The following is a 16,424-nucleotide window of genomic DNA, read 5'->3' on the forward strand; positions in this document are numbered from 1 at the left end:
GTCGCACCGCCATGCCGTTCCGTTTTTCTGATCGCCCCGTCCTCGTCACCGGCGGTGCGGGTTTCATCGGATCCCACCTCGCCGAGCGCCTGGTGGCCGAAGGATGCGAGGTCCACGTCATGGACGACCTGTCGGGCGGCGTCCGCTCGAACGTGCCCGAAGGCGCGGTCTTCCACGAGCTCGACATCCGCTCCAGGGAAGCGGCGGCGCTGTTCGGCGAGCACAACTTCGCCGCGCTCTGCCACCTCGCGGCCCAGATGGACGTGCGCCGCTCGGTCGCCGATCCCAAGTTCGACGCCGAGGTGAACGTGCTCGGCTTCCTCAACCTGCTCGAAGCCGGCCGCCAGACGGGCCTGGAAAAGGTGGCGTTCGCCTCCACCGGCGGCGCGATCTATGGCGAGCCTGACCCGTCGGTCAACGACGGAGGCCCTCAGCCCGAGAGCCACCCGACGCTGCCGATGTCGCCGTACGGCATCACGAAGCTAGTCAGCGAGCACTACCTGCGGTTCTACGGGCAGACGTACGGCATCGAGTCGGCCGCGCTGCGGTTCGGCAACGTGTACGGCCCGCGGCAGAACCCGCACGGCGAGGCCGGGGTCGTGGCCATCTTCGCCCAGCGGCTGCTGCGCGGCGAGCCCATCACCATCAACGGCCCCGGTACCCAGACGCGCGACTACGTGTTCGTGAAGGATGTCGTGGCGGCGTTCATGGCCGCGCTCGAGAAGGAGGCCACGGACATCTACAACGTCGGCACGGGCGTCGAGACCGACGTGAATCAGCTCTTTCACCACATCAACCGCCTCACCGAGGCGGGCGCGGACGAGATCCACGGGCCGGCGAAGGCGGGCGAGCAGCAGCGTAGCGTGCTCGACATCTCGCACACGTCGGACGCGCTGGGCTGGATGCCCGCCGTCGATGTGGCGACGGGCCTCGAGAAGACGGTGGCCTGGTTCAAGGAGCAGGAGCGCGCGTAGCGGCGCCCGTGAGAGCCCGAGAGGGGGGAGGAGCCGGTTCGCCTCGGGGAGCCGGTGGATGGGGAGCGCACTGCGCTTTCCGCTTCCCTCCTCACCCCTGGCCCTCCCGTCGCTGTAGCTTCCGCAAAGCCGTCCCCCCGCATGCATCGCGTCCAGCTCGACCAGTTCGAAGGGCCGCTCGACCTCCTGCTCTTCTTCATCCGGCGGGACGAGATCGACGTCCACGACATCCCGATCGCCCGGATCGCAGACGAGTTTCTGGAGGCGGTGCGCGTGCTGGAGCATGTGGACCTGGACGCCGCGGCGGACTTCATCTACACGGCCGCGCTGCTCATCCAGATCAAAGCTCGGATGCTGATGCCGCGCCCGGAGCTGGACGACGAGGGCGAGCCCATCGACCCACGTCGGGAGTTGGTCGAGCGGCTCATCGAGTACGTCCGCTACAAGGAGGCCGCGGGCGTCCTGGCGGGCCGGTTCGAAGCGCGCCAGCGGCTCCGCCCGCGCGGGCAGGCCGCCGACGAGCGGGAGGCGCTCGCGCCCGCGACCGAAGTCACCTACCGGGCGACGGTGTTCGACCTCGTCAAGGCACTGGGCAAGGCCATCGAGCGCGCCGCGACCGAGGCGGAGGAGATCCGCCACGCGATCGAACGCGAGTCGTTTGCCCTCGACGTGCAACGGGCCTGGTTGCTGGGACGCATCCGCGGCGGCGGCGCGTCGTTCCAGGCGCTGGTCGCGCGTCGCAGCAAGGCCTTCGTGATCGTCACCTTCCTCGCAGTGCTCGACCTCGCCCAGAGGCAGGCCATCTCGCTCGTCTTCGGGCTCGACCCGCAGGACTTCGCCGTCGAGCCCGTCCCCGGCGTCGATTCTGTGGACGACCTCGCTCTGCTGGATGAGGACCCCCCGATCTCCGCCGCTGCTTGATGATGGAGCCTGTCGCCCTTCCCGACCGATTCGACCAGGCCGTCGAGGCGCTGGTGTTCGCCAGCGACGTGCCGCTGCGCCCCGAGGACGTGGCGCGGGCATACGGCGAGGTCACCGGGATCGACGCGTCCGAGGGGGAGGTGGAGGCAGCGGTGGGTCGGCTCAACGCTGCCTACCGGACCGGTGGGCGCGCCTTCCGCATCCAGCGCTGGGCGGGCGGCCTCCGCATGGCGACCGTCGACGAGGTGCACCCGTTCGTCCGGGCGCTGTTCGAGGAAGACGCGTCCCGCCGGCTCAGCCAGTCGCTGCTGGAGACGTTGGCCGTTATTGCATACAAGCAGCCCGTCACCCGCCCCGAGGTCGACCACCTCCGCGGCGTCAACTCCGACTATGCGCTCCGCCAACTCCTGGAGCGGGACTTCGTGACCATCTGCGGGCGAGGGGAGGGGGTCGGACGCCCGCTCCTCTATGCCACCACCGACCGGTTCCTCGACCAGTTCGGCCTCGACGCGACCGCCGACCTGCCCAGCCCGCGCGAGATCGAGGAGATCCTCGCCGACCCGGCCTTCAACCGCGAGCGTGCCGCGCTCCTCGCGGGCCTCACCTCTCCGTCCGCCCCCGAACCCACCGATCATGTCGAAGCGGACGCCTAAAAACGACTCCGTCCGCCGCCGCCATCAGGCGGAGCGGAAGCACCGCCAGTCCAGCGCCCCCGAGACGGCCTCCCGGCCCGACCCGGACGCGCCGATGCGCCTCAACCGGTTCCTCGCCCGCGCGGGCATCGCCGCCCGCCGCGAGGCCGATACGATCATCGCCGATGGTCGCGTGACGGTTAACGGCGAGATGACGACCGAGATGGGCGTCAAGGTCACCACCCGCGACCGCGTCGAGGTGGACGGGCAGCCGGTCCAGCCGACCGACCTCGCTTACATCCTGCTCAACAAGCCGCTCGACGTGCTCACCACAGTCTCGGATGACCGCGGGCGCAAGACGGTCCTCGATCTGGTCTCGATCCCGGCTCGACTCAAGTCGGCCCTCTTTCCGGTCGGCCGCCTCGACAAGGACACGACCGGAGCCCTCCTGCTGACCACCGACGGGGAGCTGGCGCATCGCCTGATGCACCCCAGCCACGGCGCCGTCAAGTTCTACCTCGTTGAGGTCGACAAGCCGCTGACCGACTCCGACATCGACAAACTGCGCCGGGGCGTCGACCTGGAGGACGGTCCGGCTCGTGCCGACCACGCCGCCTTCGTCGACGGCGACCGCCGCCGGTTCGGGCTCCAACTCCACGAAGGCCGCAACCGGCAGGTCCGCCGCATGGTCGAGGCCATCGGCCGCCGGGTCGTCACGCTGGACCGCGTCGGCTACGCGGGTCTCAATCTGGTCGACCTCCGCCCGGGCCGCTGGCGGCGCCTGGAGCCGCACGAGGTCAACACGCTCCGCCGTTCCGTCAAGCTCAAACCCGTTGTGTTCTAGGGCAGGGGCATGGGGCACGAGGCGTCGCTGCCTCCGACCCATGCCTCGTGCCTCACGCCCCTTGCCTCCATGAACAAAATCGCCTACGAGGGCCTCACCTACGACGATGTGTTGCTCGTGCCCGCCCGCAGCAACGTCATGCCGCGCAACGTCCGCACGGCGACGCGGCTGACGCGCAACCTCTCGCTCGCCATTCCGCTGGTGTCTGCGGCTATGGACACCGTGACCGAGGCCGACCTGGCCATCGCGATGGCGCGCGAGGGCGGCGTGGGCGTCCTCCACAAGAACATGTCGGCGGAGCTGCAGGCGCGCGAGGCGCGGCGCGTCAAGCGCAGCGAGTCGGGGATGATCCTCGACCCGATCGTGCTCCGCCCGCAGGACACCGTCGGCGACGCGCGGAGCCGCATGGCGCGCTACTCCATCGGCGGCATTCCGGTGGTGGACGACGACCGCCGCCTCGTCGGGATCGTGACCAACCGCGACCTGCGCTTCCAGCCCGACAACGATGTTCTGCTGTCGGACGTGATGACGACGCAGGGCCTCATCACCGCCCCGGTCGGCACGACGCTCGACCTCGCCGAGGCCATCCTGCAGGAGCACAAGATCGAGAAGCTGCCGGTGACGGACGGCGACGGCTTCCTGAAGGGGCTCATCACGTTCAAGGACATCCAGAAGAAGAAGAAGCACCCCCACGCGGCCAAGGACGAGTTCGGCCGTCTGCTGGTGGGCGCCGCCGTCGGCGTGACGCCGGACACGCCCGAGCGTGTCGCCGCGCTCGCCGAGGCGGGCACCGACTTTGTGGTGGTCGACACCGCGCACGGTCACTCGGAGGGCGTCCTGAAGATGGTCGAGCGCATCAAGTCCGATTTCGACGGCCTCGATGTGATCGCGGGCAACGTCGCCACGCCGGAGGGCACCGAAGACCTGATCCTCGCGGGTGCCGACGCGGTCAAGGTGGGCATCGGGCCGGGCTCCATCTGCACGACGCGCGTCGTCGCAGGTGTTGGTGTGCCGCAGCTGACTGCCATCCTGCGGTGCGCCGAGGCCGCCCAGCGGTACGACGTTCCCGTCATCGCCGACGGGGGCATCAAGCAGACCGGCGACATCCCCAAGGCCCTCGCCGCCGGCGCCTCGACCGTCATGGTCGGCAGCCTGTTCGCGGGCGTCGACGAGAGCCCGGGCGACACGGTCCTCTACGAGGGGCGTCGCTACAAGAACTACCGCGGCATGGGCTCGCTCGGGGCCATGGAGGCGGGGTCCAAGGACCGCTACTTCCAAGACGCCGAAGACGACCTCAAGAAGCTCGTGCCGGAGGGCATCGAGGGCCGCGTGCCCTACAAGGGATTCCTGTCCGAGATCACCTACCAGATGGTCGGCGGCCTCCGCGCTGCGATGGGCTACTGTGGTTGCGAGACCGTGCCGGACCTCCAGGCGCGCGCCCAGTTCGTCCGCATCACGAGCGCGGGCCTGCGCGAGAGTCATCCGCACGACGTGACCATCACGCAGGAATCACCCAACTACTCGACGCGCTCGTGAGCGACCGCATCGCCACACTCCGCCGCCTCGCCGCGTCCCACGACGTGGACGGCCTGCTGATCGCCCACCCGCCGGCCCTTCGGTGGGCAGTTGGCTTCTCGGGCTCCAACGGGTTGCTGCTGGTCACCGAGACCACGGCGCACTTCGTCACCGACGGACGGTATACCACCCAGGCGGCCGCCGAGGTGGCCGGAGCCGAGGTCCACGTGGCCGACGGTCCGCTCGCGGCCTGGGCGGCTGAGAGGGGGCTGATCGGGAATGCCGGGCGCATGGGCCTTCAGGCTGAGCACGTGACCCTGGCAGACCATACCAGCTTCCGGGAGGCTTTTTCCGAAGTGGACTTCTGTCCGGTCCGGAACCTGCTCTCGGAGGCGGTCGCAGCCAAGACCGAGGTCGAGATCGAGGCGGTCCGCCAGGCGCAGGCCCTGACCTGTGAGGTGTTCGCGGCCATCGTGCCGTTGCTCGCGCCGGGCATCTCGGAGCAAGAGATCGCCGCCGAGATCGTCTACCAGCACCTTAAGCGAGGCGCCTCGGCGATGTCGTTCGAGCCCATCGTCGCCGCGGGGCCGCGAGGCGCGCTGCCGCACGCGCGACCCTCGTCCCGCACTCTGGCGCCCGGTGACCTCGTGGTGATCGACATGGGCGGAGTCCTGGACGGGTACTGCTCCGACCTGACGCGGACTGTCGCCATTGGTGACCCGGGCGAGGTCGCGGTCGCGGCCTACGAAACGGTGCGCCGGGCACAGGAGTCTGCCATCGAGGCCGCCCGCGCCGGGATGACGGGTCGGGCGCTGGACGCCGTCGCCCGCGGCGTCATCGAGGCGGACGGACTGGGGGAGTACTTCTCTCACAGTCTCGGGCACGGCGTGGGCATCGAGGTCCACGAGTGGCCTCGGCTCTCGCAGCAAGTCGCGCACTCGCTGCCTGCCGGGGCCACCGTCACCGTCGAGCCGGGCGTGTACCTCCCCGAGCGGTTCGGCATCCGCATCGAGGACGTGATCGTGCTCCGGGAGGGCGGCTGTGAGAACCTGACGCCGCTACCGACGGACCTCCTCACGCTGTAGTGCGGATCACGTTCGCACTGCCCGCCCCGATCCGCATTCCGATGGGTGGTGCGGCCGTCGTGTACCGCTACGCGGGGATGCTCGCGGCGCGCGGCCACGAGGTCACCGTCGTATCCCCGAGGCGGACCCGCCCCGGGCTCGGTGGCGTCGCTGTGGACTGGGCGGTGCAGGTCCGCGACCGGATCCACGGAGTGGGCACCGACGCCTACTACTCGGCACCGGGAGTACGGAGTGTCGTGGTGCCCCGCCTCGGTGGAACGACCGTGCCCCCGGGCGACGTGGTGATCGCGACGGGCGTCCAGACGGCGCGGCCGGTCGCGGCTCTGCCGCCGGCCGCCGGGGCGCCGGTTTACTTCATCCAGGGGGACGAGACGTTCGCCGACCCGACGGCGCGTGAAACCTGGCACCTCCCGATGAGACGGCTCACCTGCGCGTCCTGGCTCGCCGAGGCGGTCCACGCTGCGGGCGAGTCCGTGGAGGCCGTGTTGCCAAATGCCATCGACCCCGTGGACTTCGCACTCGATCGTCCTCTCGGCGAAAGACAATGTTCCGTTATTGCGTTGTATCATCGACATCCAGTGAAGGGGCCGGACGTGCTCCTAAGGGCGTTGGAGCACATTCGCAGCGTACGGCCAGATCTTCCGATTCGTGTCTTCGCTGCCCGTCCGCCGTCCCATCGGCTCCCCGAAAGGGTGGAGGTCCACATTCGCCCGGCCCTCGCTGACCTCCGCGACCTGTACAATGACTCCGCGGTGCTCCTCCACCCGAGCCGGAGCGAAGGATGGCCGCTCGTCCCGATGGAGGCCGCCGCCTGCGGGTGTGCGATCGTGGCGTGCGCGAACCCCGGCGTCTCGGAGTGCTTCACCGCCGGTATCTCGATGCAGGCGGTCCCGGTCGGGGACGGTGAGGCGTTGGGGCAAGGAGCCCTCGACGTCCTCGCGGACGATGCCCTACGGATTCGCCTGGCCGAGGCTGGCCGCGACGCCGTCGACCGCACGTCTTGGTCCGCCTCCGCCGACGCGCTGGAGTCGGCCCTGCTGCGCATCCTCGAGACATCGTGATCTCCGTCATCGTCCCTGTCTACAACAGCGCGCCCATTCTGCCGACCACGCTGCCAGCGTTCGCAGCGCTGGAAGGAGTCGGGGAGGTCGTGGTCGTCGATGACGGGTCGACAGACTCGACCGCGGTTCTGCTTGCCGATACGCCCGGCCTCCGGGTGGTCTCCCTGAAAGCGAACCAGGGGCGCTCTGCCGCGCGCAACACAGGCGCTCGCGAAGCGCGCGGGGACGTGCTGGTGTTCTTCGACGCCGACGTGGAGCCGCACCCCGGGTCTGCACTCGCGCTCGCCGAGGCGATGGGGCCGGATGGCGTGGCCAGCGTGGCGCGTCTCGACCCCGTGCCTTCGCATCCCGACGACCCGTTTCAGGACTACGTCTGCCACCACCCGCGCGGACCTGCCCGCAGCCTCCCACCAGGCGTTGCGGTCGCGTGGCGGTTCTTTTTGTCGGGAGCCTGCGCGGTCCGTCGATCCGCGTTCGAGGCCGGCGGGCAGTTTCCGACCGAGGTGCCCTACGGGGAAGACGTCGCGCTTGCCTGTCGTCTGGCCCGAGCGCACCCGGATGGACTCCGGCTCGCCGACACGACTGTGCGCCTGCACGACCTCGGGGATCTGCGGCTTGCCCTCACCCATGCTGCCGCGTTCGGTCGGGCGGCTGCCGCGTTCGAGGAGCCCTGCCCGAGCGGGGCCCTGGATCGTTTCCGTCGCGCGCGGGCCCTGGGCTGGGCCGCGCCTCTGGCCGCTGGCGTGCTGCGCGCTGGAGTACGCGTGCTCCCGGCCGGCCCCGGGCGACGCCGTGCGGTTCGCTACCTTCTCGCATCCACCGCGCTGAGCGCCGCCCGCCGTGCCTGAGTATTGCCGTCCCCGGCGCGTCGAGTCCGTGGCCGAGCTGTGTGAGGTCGCGGATGCGCTCGTCACCGAGGCAGGCTGGGTTCCTGCAGACCGGACCCGCGTCGCTCTGGCCATGGGAGAGGCCCTCGCGAATGCCGTCGAGCACGGCGGGGGCGAAGACGATCTGCTCCGCGTGCGCCTCGACCTGGACGGTGCGACCCTGGATGTCTGCGTGTCCGACGGCGGGGACGGTCCCGACCCCGACCGACTCGCAGACGCCGAACTTCCATCCGACCCTCTCGCCACCGAAGGACGGGGACTCTACATCCTTCGGACCGTCGCCGACGCCGTGCGGGTCGACGCCCGAGGGGGGCTGTGCGTGACGGTATGCGCGCGCTCATGAGTCGTCGGTGGGTACCGTTGGGGGTCGGAGCCGTGCTGGTGCTCTCCCTCGTGATGACGGCTCGCATCCCCGAGGCAGGTGCCGGGTGGCGGGTCGCGTTCGTCGCCATCCACCTCGTGGGCAGCGCAGGCCTGTTCGTGTATCTGCGAAGGGCGACCGTATCGGTGCGTCGACTGATCGGTGTGGCCGTCGTGCTGCGCTTGCTGGCGCTCCCCATGCTCCCGACGCTCTCCGACGACGGATACCGGTACCTGTGGGATGGGCTGGTCGCGCAAGAGGCGCAGGTATCTCCATACGACTATCGCCCCTCTGACCCTGTTCTCGCCCCGTGGCAGAGCGAGACGGTGTTCGAGGCCATGAACTCGCCGGCGTACTACTCGGTGTACCCCCCCGCATCCCAGGCGGTGTTCCGTCTGTCCACACTCGGGTACCGGACGGTAGGATGGGAAGCGAGCTGGTGGATGCTGAAGCTGCTGCTCGTCCTGACCGAAGGCGTAGGAATTGTCGCTTTGGCTCGGCGGGTCGGGGCAACGCGAGCGGCGTACTACGCCTGGAGTCCGCTCGCTGTGGTCGAGATCGCGGGCCAGGGGCACACCGAGGCGCTCGTCGTCGCGGGACTCGGGGCCGCGCTGTGGGCTGGAGCCACGCGCATGCCCTGGGCCTCGGTCGGGGTCATGGTGGCGGCCCTCGCCAAACTGTACCCGTTCGCGCTACTTCCGATGGCATGGCGACGCGATGGGGTGTGGGGCTTTGTGGCCTCCGCGGCCCTGGCCGTGCTGCTCTCCGCCCCGGTCTGGTCGCCCGACGCGGGGAGCCACGTTCGGGAGTCGCTGGGGTTGTTCCTGGGCACCCTTGATGCCTTCGCGGCACCGTACCGGGCGTTGAAAGCGCTCCTGTATCCGCTCGTCGGTGAAGCCGCCGGGCGGTGGGCGAGCGGTGCATTGACCGCCGTCTTCGCGAGTACCGCCGGTGTCGCTCTGCTGGTCGACGACGGGACCCGACGCGGCATGCTGCTCTCGCTCGCTCTCGTGGTGGTGGGGTTCACGCTTACAGCGGCCACCCTGCACCCCTGGTACTGGCTTCCCCTGCTGTTCCTGTATCCGTTATTGGAAAACCGTTGGATCTGGTGGATCTGCGCAACATCAACCCTCGGATACATCCCCTACGTGCTTCCTGGAGCCGATCTGCTGGTGCTCACCGTCGGGTGGGGTGGGGCCGCCGTGCTGGCCTGGAAAGACCGACCTCAGCCTGCAGGCCATGGGGCGAGCTCCGCGAGCAGCGAAGCGGCCGTCGTGGCTGACGCGTCGACCCAGCGTGCCTCGGGGTAGCGGCGGTACCAGGTGAGCTGTCGCTTTGCGTACCGGCGGGAGTTGCGCTGGATCAGCCGGATCGCCTCGTCGAGATGTCGCTCCCCATCCAGGACGGGAAGCAGTTCGCGGTACCCGATCGTCGCCTCCAGCGTCGGCCGGGCATGGGGCGATGCCTCGAGGATCGACTGCACTTCGTCCATCAGACCCGCCTCGATCATGTCAAGCACTCGCGCGTCGATGCGGCGGTACAACTCGTCCCGAGGTCGCGTCAGGACGACCAGGATCGCTGGATGGGGAGGAGCCACGCCTTCCCACGCGGTAGACGGCCGACGCCCGGTTTCGCGCCACAGACCGACGAATCGAATCAATCGGTGAGTCTTGGATGGGTCCAACGTGTCAGCGGCTACCGGATCGGCCGTTCTCAACTCCTCATACAGACGCTCGGCGCCGTCGGGCTGGGCGACCTCTTCCAGAAGCTGGGCTTCGAGCGATGGGGAGACAGCGGGGAGGTCGGCCAGCCCCTCCAGAAGTGCATGCACGTACAGCGTCGATCCTCCGGCGACCACGACGGGGTGTTGCCTCTGCTCAATGTCCGCTATTGCCTTCTGGGCAACTTCCAAAAAACCACCCGCAGACCAGCGGACGCCCGGGGCCAGAATGTCCACGAGGTGGTACGGATGCTGCTCCCTCTCGTCATCCGACGCTTTCGCCGTTCCGATGGTCATCCCGCGATAGACCTGACGGCTGTCGGCCGACAGGATCTCCGCCCCGACGATTCCTGCCACCTCGTGGGCGAGTGACGACTTGCCGACGCCGGTCGGCCCGGCGATGATGAGGAGCGGGCTCACGACGTGGCGTTCCAGGCCTCCATGCCGCCGCGAAGCGACACGGCTCGAAATCCGCGATCCCGGAGAGCCTGTGCGCCGCGTGCCGACCGGCCGCCCGAGGCGCAGTACACCACGATGTCCCGGTCACGGACGTCGTCCAGTTCGAACGCTCGGATGTCTAGCTGCCCGAGCGGGATCAGCCGGCCGCCCAGGTTGTCGGCGTGGTGTTCGGTGGCCTCGCGCACGTCGACGAGAACTGGACCGGCACCGGTGACGAGTCGTTTTCGGAGATCGCCGACAGTGATCTCGCTGACGACCTCCGCCTCCGGAGTTTGCAGCTCTCCAGAACCGCATGCCGGACAGCCGGGGTCCTTCTCGACCGCGATCTCGCGGAACTCCATCGTCAGCGCGTCCACCAGAAGAAGGCGCCTGACGAGCGACGTGCCGATCCCAAGAATCCACTTGATGGCTTCGGCGGCCTGAATCATGCCCAGGAGGGAAGGCACGACGCCCAGAACTCCGCCTTCTTCGCAGTTCGGAATCAGGTCTGGCGGAGGCGGCTCAGGGAAAAGACACCGGTAGCACGGCCCCGTTTCCGTGCCGAACACCGAGGCCTGTCCCGAAAACCGACTCACAGAGGCAAAGATGTTCGGCGTGCCGGTGCGCACAGACGCGTCGTTGACCGCATAGCGTGTCGGGAACGTGTCCGAACCGTCCAGCACGAGGTCGTAGCCTCCGATGAGGAGATCCGCGTTGGCGGCCGTGAGCCGGGCCGCGTGCGCCTCCACTGTGACAGAAGGGTTGATCAGGCGGAGACGCTCCTGGGCCGCCTCGATCTTCGGCCGCCCCACGTCGGGAGTCGCGTACAGGGTCTGCCGGTGCAGGTTCGTGAGGTCCACGTCGTCGAATTCGACGATCCCAATTCTGCCCACCCCTGATGCAGCGAGATGATGCAACACGGGTGCCCCGAGCCCGCCCGCGCCGACCACCAGAACGGAGGCCTCTGACAGGTGGGCCTGGCCCTCGATTCCGATCTCGGGCAGCCGGATCTGACGGGCGTAGCGGAGAGTGTCTGGAGCGGTCATGGTGTGGAATCGAGAAACTTCAAAACGACACGTGCGGCATTCCGCCCGGATGCACCCATGATGCCGCCACCAGGATGCATGCTGGCACCTGTCAGGAAGAGGCCGTCGACCGGGCCCCGGTAGTCACTGAGGCCCATGGAAGGCCGCAGGCTGAACATCTGGTCGATGGTCATCTCAAGGTGCATCACGTTACCTCGGAACAGGCCCAGTTCTCGCTCCAGCCACAGGGGGTGCTGGAACAGCTTGCCCACGACCGAGGCCTTGGTCCCGGGTGCATACGGCTCGAACGTGTCGAGTATCCGATCTGCCACCTCATCCTCGATCGCGTCCCAGGTGCGTCCGCCGGTCATCTCGTATGGGAAGTACTGGGCCCAGAGCCAGAGCACCTCGCCGCCCGGCGGAGCCAGGGTGTCGTCGACCGCAGAAAAGCTCATCCCGACGATGGGCGGGTCTTCGGCTGGATGTCCCTTCAGATAGTCGGCATACGCGTCGTGGATCTGCTGGCGGTCCCGACAGACGAGTTGGAGCGCCGTTCGCGACTCGAGCCCGGGACTGGCGGCATACTGCAGCGGCCGGTCGAGCGCAAGCCTCAGGATGGCTCCAAAGCCGTTCCCGACCCGCATGGTGTCTGCCTCGGCAGGCCGGTGGACAGACGGGAGCAGCTTGTCGAGGGTCTCCAGGACGTGGGTCCCGGACAGAACGGCCTTTGCGAGGACAGGCTCGCCATCGACCTCGACTCCGACCACCTTTCCCCGCTCGACCAGGAGCCGCTCTACGGGGGACGAGGTAAACACGTCGCCGCCGTGGGCGCGGATCATGGCCGCCAATGCTTTGGTGAGTCCCCCCGATCCTCCCCGTGGTCGGGCAACGCCGCTCTCATGGTAAAGCGGGTGCCAGAGCAGAAACGGCGCGCTCAGCGTCTCGGTAGGAGGGGGGCCGCTCTGCGCCGCCATCCAGACGAGCGGCGTCTTCACCTTCTCCTCGGTGAAGTACTGGTCCACCACCTCGCCGTATGGCTTCGTGATCGCCGTCAGCGCTCGCTGCCAGTCGAGATCGGCGGAGGGACCGAAGGCGAACGCCTTGCCGAGTTCGAGAGGACTGGGGGTCGACAGAAAGACGTCGCGGACGGTCTGGGAGAAGGGCCGCCACGTGTCCACGAAGCGTCGGTAGCGCTCGCCTTCGCCGGGGAACTGTTGGTCTAGCCCCTGGCACGTCTTGTCGACATCTCGATGGATGAATACAGACGATTCGTCTTCGTACGGGGCGAAGAACAACGGGTCTACTTCGAGGTAGTCGAGTCCGTAATCCTCTAAGCCCAACTCTTCAACAATCGGGGTCAGCCGGATGAGGATGTGCGCGGAGCCCCCGAGGTCGAACTGGTAGCCCGGAACATGCTCCACCGTGGACACGGCGCCGCCCACGATGGCCCGCCGTTCGAAGACGCCGACCCGGTACCCGGCCTTGGCCGCGTAGGCGGCGGAGATCAGGGCATTGTGGCCCGCGCCGATGACGATGAGGTCGTAGTCCATTTAGAGGTCGATGAAGTCAGCCGCGCTGTTCGCGAGCTTGTCTCGCTGGTGGATGTATCGCATGGTCGTCTCTATGTTTTTGTGACGGGCGTGCGACTGGACTTGCTGAAGAGATGCGCCACCTTCTATGGCGAGGGTGCACCCCGTATGGCGAAGAGTGTGGGCTCCCACCTTGTTGCGGATACCGGCCGCTTTGCTCAGCCCGCTGACGATCTTGTAGATCGCCGAGCCGGAGAGTCTCTCACCTCGATTTCGATTCGACACAGACCGCCAGACGGGCCCTGATATGTATCCGTTATTACGTATGTACACATTGAGTCGGGTGGCAACATGTCTCGGGACCTTGACGATCTGATTGGCACCACCTTTCGCTCGCTGGAGGGTGAGGATCGCGTGGCCGTCCATCGCGCCGAGATCCTCCACATTCAGGGCTGCAGCCTCAGAACGGCGCAGTACGCAGTGCAGGAGAGTCAGAACGAGCGTGTAGTCGCGCTCACCCGACGGCTTCGACAGATCGATCGCATCCATCATTCTGGATGCCTGTTCGCGGGTAAGGACGGTCACCAGTCGGTCGGCATCCGAAGACTTCGGAATGCGTCGGACGAGGTGTCGATCGGCGGGATTGAGGTCGATGAAGCCGAGGGCTGCGAGCCATCCGAAGAACCCCCGGAGCGATGCGAGAAAGCGTCGCTGTGTCGCAGGGCTTTTGCCTTGAGAGTCCAGAGCATGAAGCGCCTCGTTGACGTCCGTAAACGTCACGGTCGCGGCCATCTCCAGCGTGACCGTGGCCGAGCCGAAAAATGACTCGATGTCTCGGGCGTAGGCGCGGCGTGTGTTCTCGCGATCGTACCGGAGCAGAAACAGCGGAACCAGATCGGACTGGGCCGTGAACGCGCGGCCGAGGCGGGCGTGCACCGTCGGCAGGGTTACCGCTGAGGGGTCGGGGGCATCCATTGCGATCTCATCCGGGGGACGGACACGTTACGCAGAGCCGGTGCGCTTCGGCAGCCCTGCGCCAGTTCGATAATTAGTGTTATCGGGAATTGGGGACAGGTCAGTGCTCCTGTCGGTGGGTTGCCCCGCCTCGGCAGCTCGGCGGCCTGCGCTCGATCCAGCGTCTAGCTCCGAATGGCGACGCCGGTCTCGGCGTCGAACAGGTGGACCTTGTCCAGGTCGACCCGGAGCTGGGTCGCTCCGCCGTCGTCGGCGAGCGGTTGCGGTTCGACCCGGGCTGTGAGCCGGGTCTCCGAATGCATCCGGACGTAGACGACGATCTCGTTGCCCATCGGCTCCTGAACCTCGATCACCCCGTCCATCGGATCGGACATCCGTTTGCCGGGCGGGGTCTTGGCGACCGTGAACAGGCTCTCCGGCCGAATTCCGAGCGTCACCGCCCCCTGCGTAGCGGGCGTCGATCCCAGGTCGAGCTGCAGCCCGCCCGAGGTGGCCGCGAACAGGCTGCCCGTCACCGTGCCCTCGACGAAGTTCATCGCCGGGCTGCCGATGAAGCCTGCCACGAAAGTATTGGCCGGACGGTCGTACAACTCCAGCGGCGGCGCCACCTGCTGGACGTGCCCGTCATGGAGCACCACGATCCGGTCGCCCATCGTCATCGCCTCGACCTGGTCGTGCGTGACGTACACCATGGTGGCGCCGAGGTCTCGGTGCAGTTTCGAGATCTCCGTGCGGGTCTGGACGCGGAGCTTGGCGTCGAGGTTGGACAGCGGCTCGTCGAACAAAAACACGGCGGGGTCCCGGACGATGGCCCGACCCAGCGCCACCCGCTGCCGCTGACCACCCGAGAGCGCTTTCGGCTTCCGGTCCAGCACCTCGCGGAGCCCGAGCGTGTTCGCCGCCGCCTCGACGCGCTGGCGGATCTCCGCCGTCGGGCGCTTGCGGAGCTTGAGCCCGAACGCCATGTTGTCGAACACCGACATGTGCGGGTAGAGGGCATAGTTCTGAAACACCATCGCGATGTCCCGGTCCTTCGGCGCCATGTCATTGACCACGCGGTCGCCGATGCGGAGCGTGCCCGAGGTGATCGACTCCAGTCCCGCGATCATGCGAAGCGTGGTGCTCTTGCCACAACCCGACGGACCGACGAGGACGACGAACTCGCCATCCTCGATCGTCAGGGAGACGTCGTGGACCGCCTCGTAGCCGTCGTCATAGACCTTGCGGAGCTGTTCGAGTTCGACGCGTGCCATGGGGATGCGAAAGGGGATCCGAAGATAGCCGGATGCTCGCAGGACAGGGTGGATCGGCGACCTCGACGCTTCCATCCCTTGTTTCCCGATGACCCTCCCCCACATCCCGTGCCCAGCCTGCACAGGGGACATTCCATTCTCCCCGTCTGAGTTGCTCGCACAGGGCGGCGCGGAATGCCCGGACTGTGGGACGAGGATCCGCCTGGCAGCCTCACCCGTGCCGCTCGACCCGATGCAGAAGCTCCTCCGCAACGCGGCCGTTCACGGAAGACGAGAGGAACAGGACGCCGACGGGGAAGCGTAGGGCGCCTCTCCTCCCGGATCTACATGGCCCTCTCCCCCGTCGCCGTCATCGGCGCCATCTATACCGCCAGCGAGCGCGGCCTCTCGGCCGACGTGCTCGCCGCTCGCGCGCTCGGACTCGCCCCGCTTCCCCTGTGCACCTCCATCGTCGTCGCCAGCGGTGGACGCGTGACCGATGTCACGGATGTGCCCGTGGACACGGTAATCGCGCAACTGGAGCACCTCGCCGCCAGCGGTCCACTGGCGGGCATCAAGGTCGGCATCCTGGGGTCGGACAAGACCGCCGCGGCCGTGCTCGACTGGGTGGCCGCCCACGACGTCCCGTCTGTGTTCTCTCTGACTGCCTCGGGGCCCAGTGGGGAGACCGTCATGGAGGCTCGCGCCATCGACGCCGCCGCGGCGCGGCTGGGCGGGGTGTCGCTCGTCACCCTCTCCAAGTCTGACGCTGAGCTCGTCACCAACACGCAGATCGAGTCGCTGGACGATGCCCAGGTGGCAGCCCAGCGGCTCCACAATCGAGGGGGTGCAGGGGTCGTGATTCGGTGTGGGAGCCTCCCCTACCGGTTCTACGACGCCGCCGACGACCCCGGAGCAGAGGGCGGGGACGCGTTCTTCGCGGACCTGTACTACGACGGCGAGGACTTCGCGCTCTTCGAAGCACCGCTGATGTCGGCCCATCCGGACGGTGCCTCGAGCGCGTTCGCCCTCGCGACACTGAAGGGGCTTATCGCGCAGGCCTCGCCGGAGGAAGCGCTGCAAGCCGCGAAACGCTTCGCGACCGACGGGGTGCGCCAGGCCGCCGAGGTGGACGGCCACGCCCCTCGCCTTGGCCTGCACGGCGTTACCGATTCATAAACCCGCGTCCCAGGACCGCCCGTAGCTTCAGGATTCCTGGACACTA

General features: G+C 67.9%; 16 protein-coding genes. 11 read left to right on the forward strand and 5 right to left on the reverse strand.

Going from position 1 to position 16,424, the window contains the following annotated elements; all coding sequences use genetic code 11:
• Window positions 1-11 precede the first annotated feature (11 nt).
• The 10 genes from B1759_RS00225 (at window position 12) to B1759_RS00270 (ending at window position 9,590) form a co-directional block, all read left to right on the forward strand.
• Window positions 12-974, forward strand: coding sequence for an NAD-dependent epimerase/dehydratase family protein (locus B1759_RS00225; RefSeq protein ID WP_095513020.1), 963 nt, complete (start codon window positions 12-14; stop codon window positions 972-974).
• A 141-nt stretch (window positions 975-1,115) separates the two neighbouring features.
• Window positions 1,116-1,895, forward strand: a complete 780-nt coding sequence (locus B1759_RS00230; RefSeq protein ID WP_095513021.1) for a ScpA family protein — start codon at window positions 1,116-1,118, stop codon at window positions 1,893-1,895.
• A complete protein-coding gene (scpB, locus tag B1759_RS00235) occupies window positions 1,895-2,548 on the forward strand; it encodes an SMC-Scp complex subunit ScpB (protein WP_095513022.1) in 654 nt (217 codons plus the stop codon). Before B1759_RS00230 ends, scpB begins: the two co-directional genes overlap by 1 nt.
• Entirely contained in the window at window positions 2,529-3,371 is an 843-nt protein-coding gene (locus tag B1759_RS00240) for a pseudouridine synthase (RefSeq protein ID WP_158225029.1), read from the forward strand. The genes scpB and B1759_RS00240 overlap by 20 nt, the downstream gene beginning before the upstream one ends.
• A gap of 69 nt (window positions 3,372-3,440) precedes the next feature.
• On the forward strand, window positions 3,441-4,907 hold the full coding sequence (guaB, locus tag B1759_RS00245) for an IMP dehydrogenase (RefSeq protein WP_095513024.1): 1,467 nt from the start codon (window positions 3,441-3,443) through the stop codon (window positions 4,905-4,907).
• On the forward strand, window positions 4,904-5,971 hold the full coding sequence (locus B1759_RS00250) for a Xaa-Pro peptidase family protein (protein WP_158225030.1): 1,068 nt from the start codon (window positions 4,904-4,906) through the stop codon (window positions 5,969-5,971). The genes guaB and B1759_RS00250 overlap by 4 nt, the downstream gene beginning before the upstream one ends.
• A complete protein-coding gene (locus tag B1759_RS00255) occupies window positions 5,971-7,032 on the forward strand; it encodes a glycosyltransferase family 4 protein (protein ID WP_095513025.1) in 1,062 nt (353 codons plus the stop codon). The genes B1759_RS00250 and B1759_RS00255 overlap by 1 nt, the downstream gene beginning before the upstream one ends.
• A complete protein-coding gene (locus tag B1759_RS00260; protein WP_158225031.1) occupies window positions 7,029-7,880 on the forward strand; it encodes a glycosyltransferase family 2 protein in 852 nt (283 codons plus the stop codon). The genes B1759_RS00255 and B1759_RS00260 overlap by 4 nt, the downstream gene beginning before the upstream one ends.
• Window positions 7,873-8,262 (forward strand): ATP-binding protein, encoded by a 390-nt coding sequence (locus B1759_RS00265; protein ID WP_095513027.1) that lies wholly within the window; start codon window positions 7,873-7,875, stop codon window positions 8,260-8,262. The genes B1759_RS00260 and B1759_RS00265 overlap by 8 nt, the downstream gene beginning before the upstream one ends.
• 32 nt (window positions 8,263-8,294) lie before the next feature.
• Window positions 8,295-9,590 (forward strand): hypothetical protein, encoded by a 1,296-nt coding sequence (locus tag B1759_RS00270; RefSeq protein ID WP_143537212.1) that lies wholly within the window; start codon window positions 8,295-8,297, stop codon window positions 9,588-9,590.
• Here the strand turns inward: B1759_RS00270 and miaA are convergent.
• The 5 genes from miaA to B1759_RS00295 all read right to left on the reverse strand — a co-directional run bounded on the left by miaA (window position 9,506) and on the right by B1759_RS00295 (window position 15,220).
• Window positions 9,506-10,420 (reverse strand): tRNA (adenosine(37)-N6)-dimethylallyltransferase MiaA, encoded by a 915-nt coding sequence (gene miaA, locus B1759_RS00275; protein WP_158225033.1) that lies wholly within the window; start codon window positions 10,418-10,420, stop codon window positions 9,506-9,508. The genes B1759_RS00270 and miaA overlap by 85 nt on opposite strands.
• Complete coding sequence (locus B1759_RS00280; RefSeq protein ID WP_095513030.1) at window positions 10,417-11,484, reverse strand: ThiF family adenylyltransferase; 1,068 nt, start codon at window positions 11,482-11,484, stop codon at window positions 10,417-10,419. The genes miaA and B1759_RS00280 overlap by 4 nt, the downstream gene beginning before the upstream one ends.
• Window positions 11,481-13,013 (reverse strand): NAD(P)/FAD-dependent oxidoreductase, encoded by a 1,533-nt coding sequence (locus B1759_RS00285; RefSeq protein WP_095513031.1) that lies wholly within the window; start codon window positions 13,011-13,013, stop codon window positions 11,481-11,483. Before B1759_RS00285 ends, B1759_RS00280 begins: the two co-directional genes overlap by 4 nt.
• Window positions 13,014-13,967: a tyrosine-type recombinase/integrase gene (locus tag B1759_RS00290; protein ID WP_095513032.1), complete on the reverse strand. Its 954-nt coding sequence runs from the start codon at window positions 13,965-13,967 to the stop codon at window positions 13,014-13,016.
• Window positions 13,968-14,131: 164 nt separating this feature from the next.
• Window positions 14,132-15,220, reverse strand: coding sequence for an ABC transporter ATP-binding protein (locus tag B1759_RS00295; RefSeq protein ID WP_095513033.1), 1,089 nt, complete (start codon window positions 15,218-15,220; stop codon window positions 14,132-14,134).
• A 327-nt stretch (window positions 15,221-15,547) separates the two neighbouring features.
• Here B1759_RS00295 and B1759_RS00300 point away from each other — a divergent pair, with 327 nt between their 5' ends.
• Window positions 15,548-16,378: a bifunctional hydroxymethylpyrimidine kinase/phosphomethylpyrimidine kinase gene (locus B1759_RS00300; RefSeq protein ID WP_158225034.1), complete on the forward strand. Its 831-nt coding sequence runs from the start codon at window positions 15,548-15,550 to the stop codon at window positions 16,376-16,378.
• Window positions 16,379-16,424: the final 46 nt, after the last annotated feature.

The sequence above is a fragment of the Rubrivirga sp. SAORIC476 genome (genome assembly GCF_002283555.1).
Taxonomy (GTDB): domain Bacteria; phylum Bacteroidota; class Rhodothermia; order Rhodothermales; family Rubricoccaceae; genus Rubrivirga.